Genomic DNA, 18,516 nt, shown 5'->3' with positions numbered 1-18,516 from the left:
ATACGTGTCGATGCAACTCGTTTTCCACGAGTTGCATATCTTGATCCGCCAAAGCCAGCTTTCCCGTGATGGGTCGGGTGACTCAGCGCCACCCGTCCCGGACTTCGCTTAAAACCCGGGAAGTTTCAGGCGGTTGCGGTGGAACCTCGCCGCGCTCCGCCGAAGAGCATCAGGAAAATCCGCGAAACCTGCTGCCACGCCACCGCTCCCACCACCCCCGCGAGCATGGTGCCGACGTAGGCGAGGAGGATCGCTGCGGGCACATTTCCGTCGAAGAACGGGAAGCGCTCCGGCAGCACGAACTTCGTGACGTGAAGGACCAGCGGATGGGCGAGGTAGGCCATGTAGCTGGCCGCGGCAAGCTGCGAGACCAGTCCACCGACCCCGGCAGGCAGGCGGATCTCCCGGACAGCCGCCAGCACGAGCATCGCGCCGATGAACCAATACGGGCGGCTGCTTTCCGGGCCAAACTGCGCAATCACCACCGCGCTGCCGACCGCCACGAGCAGGAGCCGCTGCCACGCCCGCGTCGCCACCGCGAAGGTCCACCCGAGCATGTAAACATACAGCCAGCCGTCGAACTTGTGCGAAAAGCTCTCGCTGCCGAAGAAGTGGCGGCCCACCCAGAATGCCGCCGCGCCCAGCCCCGTGAGGGCGAGGCCGCTCGCAAAGGGCTGCGCCCTCGCCCATCTCCGCAGCGGCGGGATGAGGAAGAGGCCGCTGACGATGAGCAGGCAGTGCAGCAGCGCCTCGATGAACCAGAAGGAGAAGAGCAGCCCGCGGTCCTCCGTGCCGATGAAGAACACACTGGTCAGCGACCACCACGCCGGATGCGGCGGCATCTTCGTGGCGAAGAGCAGCGCCGTCATCAGCAGCAGGTAGGGGATCACGATGCGGCGGAAGGCCCCCTTGATCGCAGGCACCACGCTCCCGGCCAGAAATTGCTCCCGCTGGAAACGGCACAGCGAGTAGCCCGCAAGGCAGAAGAGGATCGTGGTGCCGCCGCGCAGCCAGCCGGTGTGATCCGGCGCGCCGTGGCCGATGAAGATGGTCGAGATCGCGAGCAGGCGCAGCAGGACATCGACGGATAGCGTGGTCGTCGCCCGCTGCTTCACCGGATTCAGCGCGCGCTCCTGCCGCAGCGCCTCCAGATCGTGGAAGGTCAGGCGTTCCCAATGCTGCGGCAGCACGCCGAGCATCTTCTCCAACCCGCGCGAGACGATCATGTAGGAAAGCGAGTCCCCGCCGAGCGTGGCGAAGCTGGCATCATCGTCGATGCGTGCCTGGCCCAGCGCCTTGCCGTAAAGCGCGCGCACGGGATCGTCCCCCGTGACCACATCGGCGGCTTCCTTCCGATGCAATTCCTCGCCGGCCTTGCGGATGGTCAGGTAGTCGATCTTCCCCGAGGGCAAGGTGGGGGCCTCGTCGAGATTGAAGACGATGAGGTGGTGCGACGGCAGCTTGCAGCGCTCCGCGAGAAGCTGGCGCGCGCTGGCAGCATCCGAGCCGTCGATCAGCGCGACGGCCACGAATTCGTCATTTCCCGTGGCGTAGGAGCGGCGGCCGGACTCGCGGAGGATGCGCTCCACGTCATCGAGCCCGATGCGCAGCCCCGCTATCTTGCTGAAGCGGCTGGAGCGCCCGACGATCTTCACGAAGCCCGCCTCGGACCATTGGGCGATGTCCCCGGTTTGCAGCTCCGTGAGCTTGGCCGGGGCGGCGAGGTCCTCGCGCTTCAAGGCATAGCCCATCATCACGTTCGGCCCCTGATAGACGAGTTCGCCGGAGTGGCCGGGCTTGCGGATCGCATTGCCCGCTTCGTCGCGGATCTCGAATTTCCCCCGCGGGATGGCGACGCCGATGCAGTCGGAATTCTCCAGCGTCTGCTCCGGCGGCAGGTAGGCCATCCGGGCGGTCGCCTCGGTCTGGCCATACATCACGAAGAAGCGGATCCCTCGGCTGCGCGCGAATTCCGAGTAGTCGCGCACCAGGTTCGGAGGCAGGCGGCCACCCGCCTGGGTCATCACCCGCAGGCTCTCCGGTGGATCGGAGCGCAGGCCGACTTTTTCAAAGAGCTCGTAGGTATAGGGCACGCCGGGCAGGTCGGTCACCTGCTCGCGGCGGACCACTTGCCAGAATTCCTCATCCACCACGGACAGCTCCGTGAGCACGACAGAGGCACCGGCAGCGAGGTGGGAATTCAGCACCGAGAGGCCGTAGGAATAATGCAGCGGCAGATTCGTGATCGCGCGCCGCTCCGGGGTGATCTCCAGGTACTCGGCGATCGAGCGGGCATTCTCATGGAGGTTTGCCTGCGAGAGCTTCACCAGCTTCGGGCTGCCGGTGGAGCCGGAGGTGGAAAGCATCACCGCGAGATCCGGGTGCAGCGCGCTTTCGTCGTCGTCGGCGTGCTCGCCGCGAGCCTCGATCTCCCAGGCCGATCCACGGTGGAGCACCGCCATCTCCGGCCGGAAGGTCGCGATGATCGGGTGCTCCCGCGAAGTCGCACCCTCGGCCGCGAGGATGACCGGCGTGCCGGAGCGAAGCGCGCCGAGATAAGCGGCGATCGCCTTGATGTCATTCCGCATCTCGATCACGAGAAGCTGATGCCTCCGGGAAAACTGCCGCGCATATCCATCCGCGCGCTCCGCGAGTTCTCGATATGACAAATGACAACCGTCCGGCAGGACTATCGCCACCCGGTCACCATGGGACTCCAGGGAGGAAAAGAAATGCGGCTTTTGTGTGGAAACCGTCGATGCGGGGGGAACAAGCGTCGATACCATGGAGAGAATGGGTGGGGGGAAAACCACTGGAAGAAGGGGGACCCAGTGGCGGGCGGGGAATTCCGGAGACCTCTCGCATCTCCGGTTTCCCTAACCCCAATCGTAACAAACACCCCCCGATTGCCAAGATTTCAGTAACCCGACCCTAGAGGATAACGCGGGATCACATCACTCCGCGCGATATCCATTCCGCCAAGATATCAAAGACACCGAGACATCTTGCAATAACCTGATCCCGGAATGCCGGGGGAAACAGCACGCCGAGCGGCAGTGCCACGGCGAGCAGCGCGGGGATCTTTCCAATGGGGCGACCCAGCTTCCTTTCCAGCAAGGTGAGGCAGCCATGCGCCGCGAAGAAGGCGGTGGGCAGGCCGAAGCCCGCGCGGACCGGCAGCGTGATCGCCAGCTCGTGCAGCAATCCCGAGCCGAGGAAGACGGCCATCACTCCCGCGCTCTCTCCGCACCGCTGCTGCACCGGCCGACCGACGAGGCGCTGCATCATCTGCGAGTAGCCGACGTTCCAGCGCTTGCTCCAAAAGTCACCGATCCCGCGGGCCGCGAGGAGATTCGGGAAAAGCGTCCGCACCGGGAATCCCGCGGCGCGCAGCACGCCCTTCAACACCCGCAGCGCACCGAAGTGAAAGCCGAGGCTCATCGGCAGGAACATCACGAGGATATGCCGCCACCCCATCCACCAGACCAGCCATGCACCCAGGGTACCCACCGCCATGAGCGAGAGGCCCACGGCGATGTCGCCTTTCCACTCCAGCCCGGCGCGGCGCGTCTGGAAGCTGGCGGGATCCATGCCGAACCAGCAGACCGAGAAGATCAGGTAGCGGGGCATGGCGAGCTGCCGCTTTTCATCCGCCCACTCCGCATACACGAGGCCCTTCATCGCGCCGAGCAGCACGCAGCAGATACCGATCATCCGGAGCAGCGGCGCATCCCCGGCCAGCATTCGGTCCGCGCCAATCATCAGGGCCAGCAGCAGCAGCCAACCGGCGAGACGCCTGGGACCGGCAGCCCTCACTTCCGCGAGGAGCGGTCCTGCCGCGATGCCCGTTGCCACGAGGATTGGAATCACCCACATCACGGTATTTCTCCCGTTCCGATCCAGCCCGCATTCCACGCCACCAGTCCGCCGAAGAGGACGACGAGCCCGATGAAGAGCAGCGTGAGCAGTTGCTTCGCGATGCGGTTCGCCTTGCTGCCCTCGACCTCGCTCAGGTCAAAGCCGAAGAACTGGAGCCACAGCCGCACCGACCACCACAGCAGCATGAAGGTGGACATTGCGGTGGCCGATCCCGTCCGGCCCAGCAGCCACTCGCCGAAGCCCAGCGTGAGCACGGCGAAGAAGACGTGGCTGCTCCAGACGTAGATGGAATACGTCCACCACAGCTCGCGCATCAGCGGGGTGAGACCGGCGAGCTTTTCCCGCCAGCCAAGGGCCTTCGGAATCCAGAAGCTCGCGATGCTCAACATGACCAGCGAACCGCCGCCGATCCATAGCCCGATCTCTAACAGCTCTTTCATGCGTAAGTCGTGGTGAGGATGAAGATGGTGCCGAGGGCGGCGAAGACCCCGAGGAAGAAGAGATCCCAGCCGCGCTCCCGGCGGCGCGTTTCCTTGTCGTAATAGACGAGCTGGACCACCACGCGGCTGATCCAGAAAACTCCGAAGAAACCGCTGAGCACCCGGCCCATGCCGTCCGCCATCAGGAGCTGCGGCCACCCGAGGCACAGGACCCCGAGGCCGCCGACGATCGCGATGATGTAGGCGCAGTGGACATGGAAGATCTGCCGCACCATCACCTCGCAGCCCGCGAGATTCTCCCGGTAGCGCAAGCGCCGCGCCGCGACGAAATTCGCGATCGCGATGCCCGTCATCATCAGCCCGGCGACGCGCAGGGCAATTACTAGGAATGCAGTAGTCATCGCTTGAAGTGTGGGATGGCCGTCGGCCTTGTCCGCGGGGGTACTTCCGGTGGCGACATCGTGGCGACAAGACGCACCATGGCCGTCCCGATCAGACCGAAGATCGACGCGGGCAAAACGCCGCAGGTTCCGAAAACGAACACCAGATAGATCCAGCCCAAGAGATTGAAGCCGCCACCGACCAACAGCGCCGCCGCGGACACCGAAACGACGCCGGAGAGATACAAGAGGAACGCGAACAGGATGCCGGCTCCGAAGTGCTGCAGCCCTGCCCGCAAGCGGATGCCGACGCACTCGATGATCAAGATCATCACCGAACAACCCACTGCAATCGGGATGGCGCAGGCCACGATGAAATCCGCGAAGGCCGCGGAGCCACCGAGGCAGAACGGGGCGAGCAGGACCAGGAGCGACAATCCGAAGATGGGATAGATAGCCGTGCGGAAATCGGCAGGAGTGACATTCGTCTTCATGTAGGTAGGGGCGTATGGTTCTTCCGATTTCATTTCGTCACGCAGAAGCCATCCGCGCACACCGCCTCCTCCATCCGGTGAAGCACCTCCCTCACCTGCCGGTCCTTCTTCCGGAAGAAGACCTTGCTCAGCGCGTGGCGGTTCGCCGCGAGGACCCTGCAGGCGCGGATGGCCACGGGCAGCATCGCCGGGCCGCCGAGGCGGCGCGCGGCCGCCTGGTGATTCGCGCAACTGTAGAGGCACCACACCCACGCCTCCGCCCCGCGGAAGATCCCGCCATCACTCGTTCTCACCACCATCTCCCGCGCCGGGTCCAGCGTCCCGAGCCCCGGGAACACGCGCTCCGCATCCGGCGATTGGTAGGGCACGAACCCGATCTGAAATGCCCGCGGCTGCCGGGCGATCCACTCGTGGAAGCTGCAGCACATTCCGCAGCGACCATCGTAAAACACTTCGATTCCTTCCACCGAGACAGGCAAGTTCATCGCGTTCCCCTTTCGTTGTTTTCAGTATTTACTGAAACTCCGAAAACAACAAGGGGAATCTGCTGATGACGATGCTCTGCCGTGCTGAAGTCCTACCTGCTCACTCCACCGTCTCGATCTGGATCCCGTTGATCGGGGCGCGGAAGACATTGTCGGTGGCGTCGGCGGCGGTTCCGCGGGCCTGGATGACGTAGCTGGCGGAGCCCGTGACGGTGACGACCGTGTAGTTCCCCTCGCCCGTGGTGCCGGGATAGACGCGACGGAAGGTGCCTTCGAATTGCTCGCCCGGGGCATCCGTGATGCCGGTGGCGACCGTGCCGATGGTGAAGGTCCCGGTGCGGGCAACCGGGGCATCGACGTAGGTATTCTCGCCGTCGGAGTAGAGATAGATCCGGTAGGTGAGGGCGGGATTCAGGTTGTTCAGCGTGACGGTGGTATTGCCGCCGCCGACGTCGAGGTAGCCTTTCATCATCCGCTTGTCAGCGGTCTCGGTGGTGACGATGCCGCTCGACCAGCCGCCCACGGTGAAGGTGGCGGTGATGGCGCTGGCCGCCCCCGTGCCATCCACCAGCGCGACGCCGGACTGGGTGACATTGTTCCAATGCGTGGCCGCGACCACCCCGGCGGTATCGGTCGCGGCGAGCGAGCCGTTCGCCCCGGCATTGCCGACGAAATTGATACTCACCACGGCACCACCGGCCGGGATGACCAGGGCACAGGCGAGGGCGAGGAAGGCGGAGCGCGGGATCGAGTTCATGCGTCGAGGATGGAGTGTCCGGCACCACGACGATCTGACGCGGGAATTTCCGCAAAAGGGAAAAATCCCGTCAGAAGCCCGCCCCAGCGGACACTGGAAGGGCATCTGACCCGATATCCCATGAGACGCTGCATCCTCCTCATCCTGGCCATGTCCACCGGCGGACACCTGCTTGCCGAGACCGTCGTCAGCCCGGATGGCCAAATTTCCGCGGACGTGACCGTGGTCGCCGGACGCCTGTCATTCACGCTGCAACGCGCGGGCGTCACGGTCATCGAGACCTCCCCGCTCGGCTTCACGATGAATGGCAGCGACCGCGGCAGCGGCGTGACGCTCGGCACGGTGACGGCGGAGAGCGCGAACGAGACCTTCCCCTCCCGCCACGGCGTGAAGGCGATGGCAGTGAACCATTTCAACGCGAAGAAATTCGCGGTCACGCACCCGGCGAGCGGCGGCAGCTACACGCTGAACGTGCGGGCCTTCGATAGCGGGATCTCCTTCCGTTACGAGGTGGAGGGCGAGAGCGCGAAGAATATCTCGGCGGAGTCCACCGGCTTCGTGATCCCCGCCGGCACCCGCGTCTTTTCCCAAGGCGGCGTGAACGTGTATGAAAACATCTACGGCGGCGCGGACATCGCCGCCATCACCGGCGGCGCGACCCTGGGGCCACCTGTGGTGGGCCGCCTGCCTGCGGGCGGAGGGTATGTCTCGATCACCCACTCGGGTCCCGGCGAGGGCTTCCCCTGCCCCTATCTCGTGAAGGTCTCCGGCGGCAGCAACCGCGAGCTGCGGAACACCTACCCGCGGAATCGCGACAATACCTTCGGAGCCTCCACCGGCGCGCCCGCCTACAGCCCGTGGAATGTGGTGACCGCGGGGTCTCTCGAAGCGCTGGTGAACAGCGACATCGTCGAAGCCGTCGCCCCGCCACCGGACCCGGCGCTCTTCCCCGATGGCGCGGCCACCGCGTGGGAGCAGCCGGGCCGCTCGGTGTGGGACTGGATGTCGCGCTTCCCCGGCGGCATCACCCCGGCGAACTCGAAGACCGAGTCGCTGTGGGCGAGCAGGCTGGGCTTCGAATACAACACGATCGACGAAGGCTGGGCGGCATGGAACGGCGGCAACCCGTGGCCGGAGATCGAGGACATCGTGGACTACTCCTCTGGCATCGGCGTGAAGGTCATGGTGTGGACACGCTCCCACGACATCCAGACCCGGGCGCAGCGGGCGACCTTCTTCGGACGGCTCCAGCAGGCCGGCGTGAGCGGGATCAAGGCGGACTTCTTCGACTTCACCGCGGTGACCCCGGCGGCGAAGGAGCGCGTGAAGCTCATCGAGGACATCCTGAAGGACGCCGCCGCCCACGGGCTGGTGGTGAATCTCCACGGCACGGTGAAGCCGATGGGGCAATTCCGCACCTATCCGAACCTGCTCAACATCGAGGCCGTTTACGGAAAGGAGTCCTTTCCCGACGCGCTGACGACTTCCTACATCCCGCTGACCCGCCTGCTCGCGGGACCGGCGGACTATACGCCGCTGGGTCTGCAGGGCACGCTGCAGGGCGGACAGACGCAGGCCTTCGAGATCGCCAGCATCGCCAACATGGCAGGGCCGCTCATCACCTACGCCGAGCGCGGCGACCGCATGGCGCAGAGCCCCTTCGCCCCGGTGATCAAGCGCATCCCCTGCCTCTGGGACGAGACAAAGGTGCTACCTGGCACCGAGATCGGCGAGTCGTGCGCGATGGCCCGCCGAACCGGGAATGACTGGTTCGTCTCGATCATGAACAGCGGCGTCGCGCGCAACTGGACGCTCGACCTCTCCTTCCTCACTCCGGGCACGACCTATCAGGCCGAGATCATCCGCGATGGCGCGACGGTGATGGAGTATCGCCAGGTGGACGGCGCGACACCGCTGCCGGTCGCGACCTCGGCCAGCGGTGGCTTTGTCGCACGCTTCAGTGTCCCGTCCGCCACACCGGTCGCGACGCTGCCATTCTCGACATCCTTTCAGACGGGACGTGGCAGCATCTATGCCGAGGACGGCGTGGTGCTCTCCACCCAGGCGTGGGCCAGCCCGCTCCTGGAAGACCGCCTGCCCGATGCCCTGTGGTCGATGACCGGCAGCGGCGTCGCGGCATCCTTCGGCGGGACCGATGCGTGGCAGGGAGGCACCTCCGTGAGGGTGAGCGGTGATCTCTCCGCCGCGCAGGATCTCGCGCTCTACACCACCGACGTGGCGGTGACTGCAGCCACGCATCTGAAGCTCGCCTACAAGCGTGGCACCGCCGGTGCCGCGAGCGGCATGGAGCTCGGCCTGCGCTTCACCGATGCACCCGGCACGCCCGTGATGATCCCTGTGCCCGCGGCTACCTCGGCCGGGTGGGAGCAGGCGGACTTCCCGCTCGCCGCCCACGCGGGCCGCAGGCTGGGCGGGATCTTCCTGCGCTTCAGCAGCGCGGTCCCGGTCACGGGCTACACGATGAAGATCGGTGGACTGTCGCTCTTCAATGCCCCGCTCCCGCCCATGGCCGCGGCGTCGGACTTCCGCATGGAAAACCTCGCCGTCACCGGCCTGGACTCGCTCACGGGCACCCTGCTCTGGACCGCCGCGCCGGGAAATCCATCGCACTACGCGATCTACCAGAAGAACGGGCTGACCGGAGAGCTGCTGTGGCACGGCGTGACGGACGCGACCTCATTTCCCATCACCACCAACCGCATGGGCGAGGAAGCGGCGGCGACCTTCCGCATCGTGGCCGTGGGCGGGAACGGCGTGCGATCCGGGGCGATCGAGACGTCCGTCGCGCTGCCGCCTCGCCCGGTTCTCGGCGCGGCCCTGACCGGCACGGTCATCGGCACCGCCGGGTCCTTCCAGAATTCAGCGAACACTCGCGACAAGGTCTTCGACGGCGACGTGGCGACCTTCTTCGACGCGAATGTGGCGAGCGGCGCATGGGCCGGCCTGGACCTGGGTGCGACCGGAGCCAGCCGTGTCCGCGGGATCCGCTTTCACCCGCGCGACGGCTGGTCCGCCCGCATGACCGGCGGTGTCTTCCAAGGCGCGAACCAGGCCAACTTCAGCGACGCCGTCACACTGGCGACCGTCACCACCCAACCGCCGGAAGGCATCTACACCGTGGTACCGGTGACGAACGCGCAGGCCTTCCGCTACCTGCGCTACCTCTCGGCTGCGAATGGCTGGTGCAACGTGGCCGAAGTGAGCTTCCACCCGCCCGGCGTGCCGCCCGCTCCCGGGAACATCAAGGCCTCGCGCGACGGGTCCTCCGCTCTGCTGCGCTGGACGCCCATCGCCTCCGCGCAATCGTATCGAGTGAAGCGCTCCTCCACCGCGGGCGGACCCTACACCGTGGTGGGCGATGCGGTGGCCGGCGACTCTTTCACCGACCCGGGCCTCGCCGCGGGTGCGCCGTTTTTCTACGTCGTCTCCACCATGTCCGTGGATGGCGTGGAAAGCCCGAACTCCGCGGAGGTGCAGGCTGTGGATTCCTACCGCGCCTGGCTGCTCTCCGCGGGCTACACGCCGGGTGCCGCCGGAACAGGATTTCAGGATGATGCGGATGGCGATGGCATCCTGAATGGCATCGAATACGCCGTGGTCTCCGCCCCATGGATCGCCAGCCAGAGCAGCGCGGGCACGGTGGTGATGGCGGACGTGCTGGATGACGGGATGCTGGAAGTGACCCTCCTCGCCTCGGACGATCTGGATGAATGGACGCCCGTCACCACGACAGTGCAGGCCGACCAAGGTGCCGCACCCGCCGGGTCGCGCAGGCTCGCCTATCGCGATGAGACCTCGCCGCTGCCGGTGAGGAAATTCTACCGCCTCCAGATCCTGCGCTGAGCGGCACGATGAAAAGGCCTCCGTCCCGGATGCGGAACGGAGGCCATGATTCGCGCAGGTTTGCGAGCAGTGGAGATCAGCGGCGGCGGCGGATCACCGGGACCAGTCCCAGCAAGCCGAGCAACAGGGTGGACGCCTCCGGCACCTGCACGATCTGGATGCCATTCAGCGCGGCGCGCGGCAGGTCATCTTCCAGCGTCCCGCGGAAAGTGAGGTCGTAGCTGGACGATCCGCTGAGGGTGAAGACGGTGTAATTTCCAACACCGGTCGTGCCCGTCGGGACCTCGACGAAAGTGCCGTCGAAGTTCCCCGATGCATCCGTGATGACGGTGGTGGTGCCGCCCATGGTGAAGAAGCCCCGGCGTGAATTGGTGCCATTGTCACCGTCCGAGTAGAGGTAGAAGCTGTAGGTCAGCCCGGCATTCAGGCCGGTGAAGCTGACCGTCCGCAGGCCCTCGAAGTTGTCGAGGTAGCCGTTGAACATCGTGTGGTTCGGCGTGGAATTGCCGGTATTGATCTGGTATGGCCCGATATTCGTCCACGAGACGGAGATGCCGGACGCCGCCCCGGTGGAGTCGACGAGCGGGGTGGCGGCATTGTCGACGCCGGCGGTGGCGATGACGTTGTTCCAATTCGCGGCAGGCACCACACCGGCTACGTCCGTGGTCGCGAGGGTGCCGGACGCACCGGCACCGCCGACGATATTGATGCTCACGGTGGCCGCACCGGCCGATGCGGTCAGGCCGGACACGGCGGCGAGGAGAAGGGAATTTCGAAGCATGGTTTTCTCAGGAGGTAGGATTTTTTTCCGACGGAACCGGCCCACGAGGGACCTTCCGCGGGTGTAGTGTCCGCTGCTCCTGACGCCTGACGGAAAAATCGCGGGAAATGATTTCCTGCTGCCGCCAGCTCCTTCCTCCCCTTTCCTGGCTAGGAAAAGGGCACCTGCATCCTCACCTTCTCGCGCGGATCAACCGGGCATCCCAGCCGTCGCTGACGCCTCACTCACGCACCGCCACCGGCGATGTGCGCGAACTTGTCGTCGAGGAAGCGCAGAACCACTTCCTCCACCTTCTCGTCGGCGAGGCGCTCGATGACTTCCACGGAGAATCCGCGGGCGATGAGCTGGCGGGCGCGCACCGGGTCGATGCCGCGGGCGCGGAGGTAGAAGATCTCGCTCTCGTCGATCTGGGCGCTGGTGCTGCCGTGCGAGCACTTCACGTCGTCGGCATTGATCTCCAGGCCGGGCATGGAGTTCGCCTCCGCCTCGTCGCTCATGAAGAGATTCCGGCAGGTCTGGTAGGCATCGGTGCGGTGGGCACCCTCGTCCACGAAGATAAGGCCGGAGAAAATGGTACGAGATTCATCGTACAACGAGTTCTTGTAGAGAAGGTCGCTGTAGGCACCCGGGGAGACGTGGTGCTGGAAGGTGCGCTGGTCGTACTCCTGCTCGCGGGCGGGGATGCTCACGGAAAGCATGTCGGAGCGCGAGCCCTCGCCCTCGAGGCGGCTCAGCGATTCATTGCGCGCCCATGCCGCGCCGGTATTCAGGATGAAGCCGATGGCGGAGGCATCCTTGGCCACGCCGGTCTCGTTCACCTGGATCACCTTCGACTTCTCGTTGAAGGCCTGGATGGCGACGTAGTCGAGCTTCGAACCCTCGCCGGCGATGAGGTCGTTCACCGCGATGCAGAGTCCCTTGCCGTCATCATTGGCGGACTGGAAGTAATCGGCCACGCGCACCTTGGCATTCGCGCCGGTCACGATGAGCGTGTGCGGGAAGATCGCCACGCCGTCGCCGCTGATCCAGTGGAAGACCTCGATGGTGCCCTCGACCTCCACGCCCGCGGGGACGTGGACGAAGAGACCGTTGCGCAGGTTCGCCTCATGCAGCGCGGTCCACTTGGCCGAGCCGAGACGCGTGTCCTGCTTCATGAAGTGCTCGCGGACGAGATCGCCATGCGAGACGAGCGCGTCGGCCAGGGGAAGGCAGACGACGCCCTCCGGAAGCTGCGACCCGGAGTGAAGGAGCTGCTCGTTCGCGAAGACGAACTTCGCCGCCGGAGCCTCCACGCCCTGCGAGCGCGTCACCACGTCCGCCGGAGCCTCCGCCGAGGCACGGGCGATGCCGGAGAAATCAAGCTGCTTGTAGCTGGAGAAGCGCCACGCCTCGTCACCGCGCTTCGGCGTCGGCGTTTCAAGGAAGCGCTGCCACGCGGCACGCTGGCGCTCGGCGAACCAAGCGGGAAAAGCGGCGGGCGTCTCGGGAGCGGATTCGAGCAGGGAGGCGGGATGTTCGAGCACGGCGGGCATCGGAAAAAGTTGGAGAGCGGTAAAGAGAAAGGCCTCGGATGGGCCGGTCAGGACAGTTTCTTGATGATCGACTTCGCGAGGTTCTCGTTGATCTCCCGGTGGCGTGGCACTGGCTGGCAGACCTTCGTGGTCATGTTCTGATACCAGTCGTGCTTGCCGCCGTGGCGGATCAATTCGCAACCAAGATCGGTGAGCTTCTTGATGAGGTCCGCCCGTTTCATGCGATCACCAGTTCGCCTCGATGACGGACACCGGGAATCGCATCGGTCGAGAGATCCTTGTAGAGGTCGATGAGGTGTTCCTTGAGATCTTCCAGCGATTCACCTTGGGTTTGATACTCGGGATAATCGTCGAGAAATCCGACGAACTGCCCGCCATCCTGCCAGTAGGTGAAAGTCGCTTTCATGAAATCGAGATTTAGCCGACCGAACCCTCCATCTCGAGGTCGATCAGGCGCTTGAGCTCGACGGAGTATTCCATCGGGAACTCGCGGACGAGGTCGTTGATGAAGCCGTTCACGGCGAGCGACATCGCGGCGCCTTCGGAGAGGCCGCGCTGCTGCATGTAGAAGAGCATTTCCTCGGACACCTGCGAGACGGATGCCTCGTGCTGCGTCGCGTGCTGGTTGCCCTTCACCGTGATCGCCGGGTAGGTGTCCGTGCGGCTGCGCGTGTTGATGAGCAGGGCGTCGCACTCGGTGTTGTTCTTGCAGCCCTTGAGGTGCTTCGGGATGTGGACCTGGCCGCGGTAGGTGGAGCGGCCCTGGCCGACGGAGATGGACTTCGACACGACGTTCGAGGTCGTGTTGTTCGCGGCGTGGATCATCTTCGCGCCGGTGTCCTGGTGCTGTCCGGTGTTCGCGAGGGCGATGGAGATCACCTCGCCGCGGGCGCGCTCGCCCTTCATGATGACGCCGGGATACTTCATCGTCAGGCGGCTGCCGATGTTGCAGTCGATCCAGCGGACCTCGGCGTCTTCCATCGCGAGGCCGCGCTTGGTGACGAGGTTGAAAACGTTGCTGCTCCAGTTTTGCACGGTCACGTACTGGATCTTCGCGCCCTTCAGCGCGACCAGCTCCACCACGGCGGAGTGCAGCGTGGAGGTCTCGAATTTCGGCGCGGTGCAGCCTTCCATGTACATCACCTCGGCACCCTCGTCCGCGATGATGAGCGTGCGCTCGAACTGGCCGAAGTTCTCTGAGTTGATCCGGAAGTAGGCCTGCAGCGGCTGCTTCAGCTTCACGCCCTTCGGGATGTAGATGAAGGAGCCACCGGAGAAGACGGCGCTGTTCAGCGCGGAAAACTTGTTGTCACCCGTGGGGATCACCTTGCCGAACCACGGGCGGAAGATCTCCTCGTGGTTCTTCAGGCCTTCCGTGGAGTTCACGAAGATGACGCCCTGCTTGGTCAGCTCCTCCTTCATGTTGGAGTAGGCCGCCTCGGAGTCGTACTGGGCCTCCACACCGGCGAGGAAGGCACGCTCCTGCTCCGGGATACCGAGACGCTCGAAGGTCCTCAGCACTTCCTCCGGCACCTCGTCCCACGAGCGCTTCGGCTTCTCACCATCCGAGAGGTAGTAGCGGATGATGTCGAAGTCGATGTTGTCCAAGTCCTTCGTCGCCCAGTTCGTGGGCATCGGCTTCTCGCGGAAGACCTTGAGCGCCTTCTGGCGGAAGTCGCGGATCCACTGCGGCTCGCCCTTCACATCGCTGATGTAGTCAACGGTGCGCTCGGTGAGGCCGCGGCCGGCGTCGAACTTGTGCCGCTCCGGGAAACTGAAGTCGCCCTTGGTGCGGTCGATGTCGATCGCCTCGCGGGTATCCGCGTCGATGGTGGTGGATGCGTCGTAGGACATGGCGGGCGAGGAAATTTGAAGTGGGATCAGGCGGAGACGAGGGCTTCGTCCTTCAGGAAATCGTAGCCGTTCTTTTCGAGCTCCAGCGCGAGCTCGGGTCCGCCGGAGCGGACGATCTTGCCGGCGGCCATCACGTGGACGTGGTCCGGCGCGATGTAGTCCAGCAGGCGCTGGTAGTGGGTGATGAGCAGCATGCCGCGGGCCGGGGAGCGCATGGCATTCACGCCCTTCGCCACGATCTTCAGCGCATCGATGTCGAGGCCGGAGTCCGTCTCGTCCAGGATGCAGTAGGTCGGCTCCAGCATCATCATCTGGAGGATCTCGTTGCGCTTCTTCTCACCGCCGGAGAAGCCTTCGTTGACGGAGCGCGCGGTGAACTTGCGGTCCATTTCCAGCAGGTCCATGCGGGCGTAGAGGCTCTTGTAGTAGGCCACGGCATCGAGTTCCTCGCCCTTCGGCATGCGCGATTGGAGGGCGGCGCGGATGAAATTCGCATTCGAGACGCCGGGGACTTCCGCCGGGTACTGGAAAGCGAGGAAGATGCCGGCGCGGGAACGCTCGTCGATGGACATCTCGAAGATGTCCTGCCCGTCGAGGGTCACGGTGCCGCCGGTGACGACGTAGCCCTCGTGACCGGCGATGACTTTCGACAGCGTCGATTTGCCGGAACCGTTCGGTCCCATGATGGCGTGCACTTCGCCGGCGGGGATTTCAAGGGTGACGCCCTTGAGGATCTCGGTGCCGTCTTCGAGGGTCGCGTGGAGGTCGGTGATGACGAGGGACATGGGAATGGGAAATTCGGGATCTGAAACTCGGGATTTCAAAGGGCGGGCAATTCGCCGCGGAGAGTGATTTCGACGCCGGTGACGACGGCGCCGGGCGGGAGAACGAGCACGTCGGCGAGATTCACGCCCGGCTTGAAGGTCACGTCGTGGATCTTGCCGCTCGCCTTGTCGTGGAAGTGCCCGTGCTCCTCGAGATTCGGGCAGAAGCGGGACGACTCGCGGTCGAAATTCACCTGACGGATCACGCCGTGCTGCACCAGCGCCTCGAGGCAGTTGTAGACCGTGGCCAGCGAGATATTCGGCAGGCGGTCCTTGATCCGCATGAAGACGTCATTCGCGGTCGGGTGGTCCCGCTCGCCCATGAGCAGGCGATAGACCTCCCAACGCTGGCGGGTCATGCGCAGGCCGGAAATCTCGGCAGGCATGTCATCCGGCAGGCTGTCTGGAGAATGGGTGACCATCGGGGCGGCGGGAAGCTAGGTCCGCGTCGACCATTAGCAAGAATTATTCTAATTTCAATTCCAGAATGCCGGACGTGGGAGCATCGCGTCGCACGGAATCCAGAAGCCGGGCAACACTTTTCCCATAAAACGCTGAAAGAAAGGGCTTGAAGTGTTCAGGAGATCACCATTAACAGGACTTCATGACCCCCGATGCCGGACTGCTGCCACTGCTGAAGAAGCACTTCGGCTATGGTGAATTCCGCCCCCTGCAGCAGGACATCATGGAGGCGGCGCTCGCAGGGCGGGACACGCTGGCCATCCTGCCCACCGGTGCGGGCAAGAGCCTCTGCTACCAGCTCCCCGCGCTGGCCCGCGAGGGCGTGACTCTGGTGATCTCGCCGCTGATCGCGCTGATGAAGGATCAGGTGGACCAACTCCTCGCGGCAGGGGTAGCGGCCACCTTTCTCAATTCCACGCTGTCCCCGGACGAGAACCGCCGCCGCCTCGACGAGATCCGCGACGGCACCTGCAAGCTGGTCTATCTCGCCCCGGAGAGGCTGATGTCCGGCGACTTCCTCTCCACCGTGCGGACGTGGAATGTGACCGCGCTCGCCGTCGATGAAGCGCACTGCATCAGCGAATGGGGCCACGATTTCCGCCCCGAGTATCGCCGCATGAAGGAGCTGCGCCGGGCGCTGCCGGACGTGCCCGTCATCGCCCTGACGGCCACCGCGACACCTCAGGTGCGTGAGGATATCCTCGCCCAGCTCGCGCTGCGGGATCCGGCGGTCTTCCTCGCCAGCTTCAACCGGCCGAACCTGAACTACGTTGTCGAGCCGAAGGAGGATGCCGTCACCCGCATCGTCTCCTTTATCAAGTCGCGCGGCACCGACTCCGGCATCGTCTATGCGCAGTCCCGCAAGCGCAGCGAGGACCTCGCCGCCTCCCTCCGCACCTCGGGCATCCCCGCCGTCTGCTATCACGCGGGGCTGGAGACCACCGAGCGCGCGCGGAACCAGGAGGCCTTCCTCCGCGACGAGGTCCGCGTGGTGTGCGCCACCGTCGCCTTCGGAATGGGCATCAACAAGCCGGACGTCCGCTTCGTGATCCATGCGGACCTGCCGAAGAATCTGGAAGGATACTACCAGGAAACGGGGCGCGCCGGACGCGATGGCCTGCCTGCGGATTGTCTGCTGCTATTCTCCCGCGGCGACGTGACGAAGCACCTGCGCTTCCTCGACGAGATCAGCGACGAGGCGGTGCGCGACAATGCCCGCCACCAACTGGAGACGATGGCCGACTTCGCCGAGAGCGACGCCTGCCGGCGCATCGGGCTGCTCGGCTACTTCGGCGAGTCCTGGATCACGGATGGCTGCGGTGCCTGCGACAATTGCCTCACCCCGCGCGAAACGTGGGACGCCACGGTGGAGGCACAGAAGATCCTGAGCTGCGTGCTGCGCGTGAAACAGGCAGGCGGCCCGCCGGTGGGCATCCGCCACCTCGCCGATATCCTGTCCGGCTCGCGCGCAGAGAGGATCCTCTCCCGCAACCACGACAAGCTTAGTACTTACGGCATCGGCAAGGAGCACTCCGCCGCGAAGTGGACGGAGATCGCCCGGCAGCTTGCCCGCAAGGGCAGCCTCACCGTCGAGGGCGGGAACTACCCCGTCGTCTCGGTCAGCGCCGACGGCATGGCCCTGCTCCGCGAGCGGAAGCCGGTCACCCTCAGCAGGCTCATGGTCGTGGGGAAAGCCGCCGTCCTGCGCGCCGGGGACATCGAGTGCGACATGGAGCTTTTCGAGATCCTGCGCACCCATCGCAAGCAGGTGGCCGATGCCGCGGGCATGCCGCCGTATGTGATCTTCTCGGACGTCGCCCTGCGCCACATGGCCCGCGCCTATCCGGTGGACGATGCCTCCTTCCTGAAGATCCCCGGCGTGGGCGAACGCAAGCTCGCCGACCACGGCCCCGGCTTCATCCGCGAGATCATCTCATGGCTGGAATCGCATCCGCGCCGGGAATTCGCCCCGCTTCCCACAAGCTCCACCACCCCCGCCGCCAAGCCGCCCAAGCCCGCAGTCAACGCAACCGCCCAGATCACCCTCGAACTCTGGCGCTCTGGCAAATCCGTCGATGCCATCGCCAACGAGCGCAAGCTGGGCTTCTCCACCATCGAAGGTCACCTCGCCCAGGCCATCGCCAACGGCGAACCCGTCGATCCCCGCCGCTTCTACACCGCGCAGGAAGAGTCCGAAATGCGCGCCGCCCTCCATGGCTACACCGAGGAATCCCTCAAGCCCGTCCACAACCACCTCGGCGGCCGCATCAGCTACGGCAAGCTCAAGATCTTCCGCGCGATCCAAGAGCATACTGCTGGATAGTGAATCCTCCCGTGAAGAACCGCCGGAACTACTGCCTCGGCGATCTTGCCTACGACAATCTGCAGTCGAGAACAAATGGCTCGACTTCGAAACCTTCGACTTTCGCCTGTTCTACAAAGTTTGCCACGGTTCCATACGCATCGGAAAGTTCTGCATGCATCAGCTTTGATGTCTGAACGGGTGCCAATTTTGCAAACCCCGGGCTGTGAAACCATGCCACCAGAAAAATCCCGTGGGTGCGGCCGTGGGGCCTCAGGTAGTCATCGATCAGTTGCTCCTTGGCTCCGGTTTCGATCTCTCCGTTCCAGCATCCTTTCACCTCGATTGTGACACTCAGCGGTACCTCCTGTCGGTTCCGGCCCTCAGAAGCCGTCTGAAAATTAACTGAAGTTGAGCAATTGGGCTGTACAGAGCCGCACGACCATTGGAGAATCCTCCGAT

At 64.8% G+C, this 18,516-nt stretch carries 17 protein-coding genes; 2 read left to right on the top strand and 15 right to left on the bottom strand.

Annotated elements, in window-relative coordinates; translation table 11 throughout:
- Positions 1–125: 125 nt before the first annotated feature.
- The 7 genes from OKA04_RS22210 to OKA04_RS22180 form a co-directional block, all read right to left on the bottom strand.
- The gene (locus OKA04_RS22210; RefSeq protein WP_264503418.1) at positions 126–2,786 is read right to left on the bottom strand and encodes an AMP-binding protein; all 2,661 of its coding nucleotides are present in this window, start codon (positions 2,784–2,786) and stop codon (positions 126–128) included.
- A 163-nt stretch (positions 2,787–2,949) separates the two neighbouring features.
- Positions 2,950–3,870, bottom strand: coding sequence for an MBOAT family protein (locus OKA04_RS22205; protein ID WP_264503417.1), 921 nt, complete (start codon positions 3,868–3,870; stop codon positions 2,950–2,952).
- 5 nt (positions 3,871–3,875) lie between these two features.
- Positions 3,876–4,319 (bottom strand): hypothetical protein, encoded by a 444-nt coding sequence (locus tag OKA04_RS22200; RefSeq protein WP_264503416.1) that lies wholly within the window; start codon positions 4,317–4,319, stop codon positions 3,876–3,878.
- On the bottom strand, positions 4,316–4,720 hold the full coding sequence (locus tag OKA04_RS22195) for a hypothetical protein (protein WP_264503415.1): 405 nt from the start codon (positions 4,718–4,720) through the stop codon (positions 4,316–4,318). The genes OKA04_RS22200 and OKA04_RS22195 overlap by 4 nt, the downstream gene beginning before the upstream one ends.
- Complete coding sequence (locus OKA04_RS22190) at positions 4,717–5,193, bottom strand: hypothetical protein (protein WP_264503414.1); 477 nt, start codon at positions 5,191–5,193, stop codon at positions 4,717–4,719. The genes OKA04_RS22195 and OKA04_RS22190 overlap by 4 nt, the downstream gene beginning before the upstream one ends.
- 29 nt (positions 5,194–5,222) lie before the next feature.
- The gene (locus tag OKA04_RS22185) at positions 5,223–5,678 is read right to left on the bottom strand and encodes a thiol-disulfide oxidoreductase DCC family protein (protein WP_264503413.1); all 456 of its coding nucleotides are present in this window, start codon (positions 5,676–5,678) and stop codon (positions 5,223–5,225) included.
- Positions 5,679–5,778: 100 nt separating this feature from the next.
- Positions 5,779–6,435: a hypothetical protein gene (locus OKA04_RS22180; protein ID WP_264503412.1), complete on the bottom strand. Its 657-nt coding sequence runs from the start codon at positions 6,433–6,435 to the stop codon at positions 5,779–5,781.
- A 120-nt stretch (positions 6,436–6,555) separates the two neighbouring features.
- Between OKA04_RS22180 and OKA04_RS22175 the strand changes: the two genes are divergently transcribed.
- The gene (locus OKA04_RS22175; RefSeq protein ID WP_264503411.1) at positions 6,556–10,299 is read left to right on the top strand and encodes a glycoside hydrolase family 97 N-terminal domain-containing protein; all 3,744 of its coding nucleotides are present in this window, start codon (positions 6,556–6,558) and stop codon (positions 10,297–10,299) included.
- A 76-nt stretch (positions 10,300–10,375) separates the two neighbouring features.
- On the opposite strand, the gene OKA04_RS22170 is transcribed toward OKA04_RS22175, so the two are convergent.
- From OKA04_RS22170 to OKA04_RS22140, 7 genes are all read right to left on the bottom strand, one after another.
- Positions 10,376–11,080, bottom strand: a complete 705-nt coding sequence (locus OKA04_RS22170; RefSeq protein WP_264503410.1) for a hypothetical protein — start codon at positions 11,078–11,080, stop codon at positions 10,376–10,378.
- A gap of 224 nt (positions 11,081–11,304) precedes the next feature.
- The gene (sufD, locus tag OKA04_RS22165) at positions 11,305–12,612 is read right to left on the bottom strand and encodes a Fe-S cluster assembly protein SufD (RefSeq protein WP_264503409.1); all 1,308 of its coding nucleotides are present in this window, start codon (positions 12,610–12,612) and stop codon (positions 11,305–11,307) included.
- A 47-nt stretch (positions 12,613–12,659) separates the two neighbouring features.
- Entirely contained in the window at positions 12,660–12,833 is a 174-nt protein-coding gene (locus tag OKA04_RS22160; protein ID WP_264503408.1) for a type II toxin-antitoxin system HicA family toxin, read from the bottom strand.
- Positions 12,830–13,018 carry a hypothetical protein gene (locus OKA04_RS22155; protein ID WP_264503407.1) on the bottom strand — a complete coding sequence of 63 codons (189 nt, stop codon included), beginning with the start codon at positions 13,016–13,018 and terminating at the stop codon, positions 12,830–12,832. Before OKA04_RS22155 ends, OKA04_RS22160 begins: the two co-directional genes overlap by 4 nt.
- Positions 13,019–13,029: 11 nt before the next feature.
- Positions 13,030–14,466: a Fe-S cluster assembly protein SufB gene (sufB, locus tag OKA04_RS22150; protein ID WP_264503406.1), complete on the bottom strand. Its 1,437-nt coding sequence runs from the start codon at positions 14,464–14,466 to the stop codon at positions 13,030–13,032.
- Between the two features lie 26 nt (positions 14,467–14,492).
- Entirely contained in the window at positions 14,493–15,251 is a 759-nt protein-coding gene (gene sufC / locus OKA04_RS22145) for a Fe-S cluster assembly ATPase SufC (protein ID WP_264503405.1), read from the bottom strand.
- 35 nt (positions 15,252–15,286) lie between these two features.
- On the bottom strand, positions 15,287–15,712 hold the full coding sequence (locus tag OKA04_RS22140) for a Fur family transcriptional regulator (protein ID WP_264503404.1): 426 nt from the start codon (positions 15,710–15,712) through the stop codon (positions 15,287–15,289).
- 182 nt (positions 15,713–15,894) lie between these two features.
- On the opposite strand from OKA04_RS22140, the gene recQ reads away from it, so the two are divergent.
- Positions 15,895–18,075, top strand: coding sequence for a DNA helicase RecQ (gene recQ, locus OKA04_RS22135; protein WP_264503403.1), 2,181 nt, complete (start codon positions 15,895–15,897; stop codon positions 18,073–18,075).
- A 49-nt stretch (positions 18,076–18,124) separates the two neighbouring features.
- On the opposite strand, the gene OKA04_RS22130 is transcribed toward recQ, so the two are convergent.
- Positions 18,125–18,516, bottom strand: a 392-nt coding sequence (locus OKA04_RS22130) for a hypothetical protein (RefSeq protein ID WP_264503402.1), incomplete at its 5' end; no start/stop codon positions are given.

Source organism: Luteolibacter flavescens (genome assembly GCF_025950085.1).
In the GTDB taxonomy this organism is placed as follows: domain Bacteria; phylum Verrucomicrobiota; class Verrucomicrobiia; order Verrucomicrobiales; family Akkermansiaceae; genus Haloferula; species Haloferula flavescens.
Note: the sequence above shows the minus strand (reverse complement) of the source record. Positions and strands in the feature narration are given on the sequence as shown.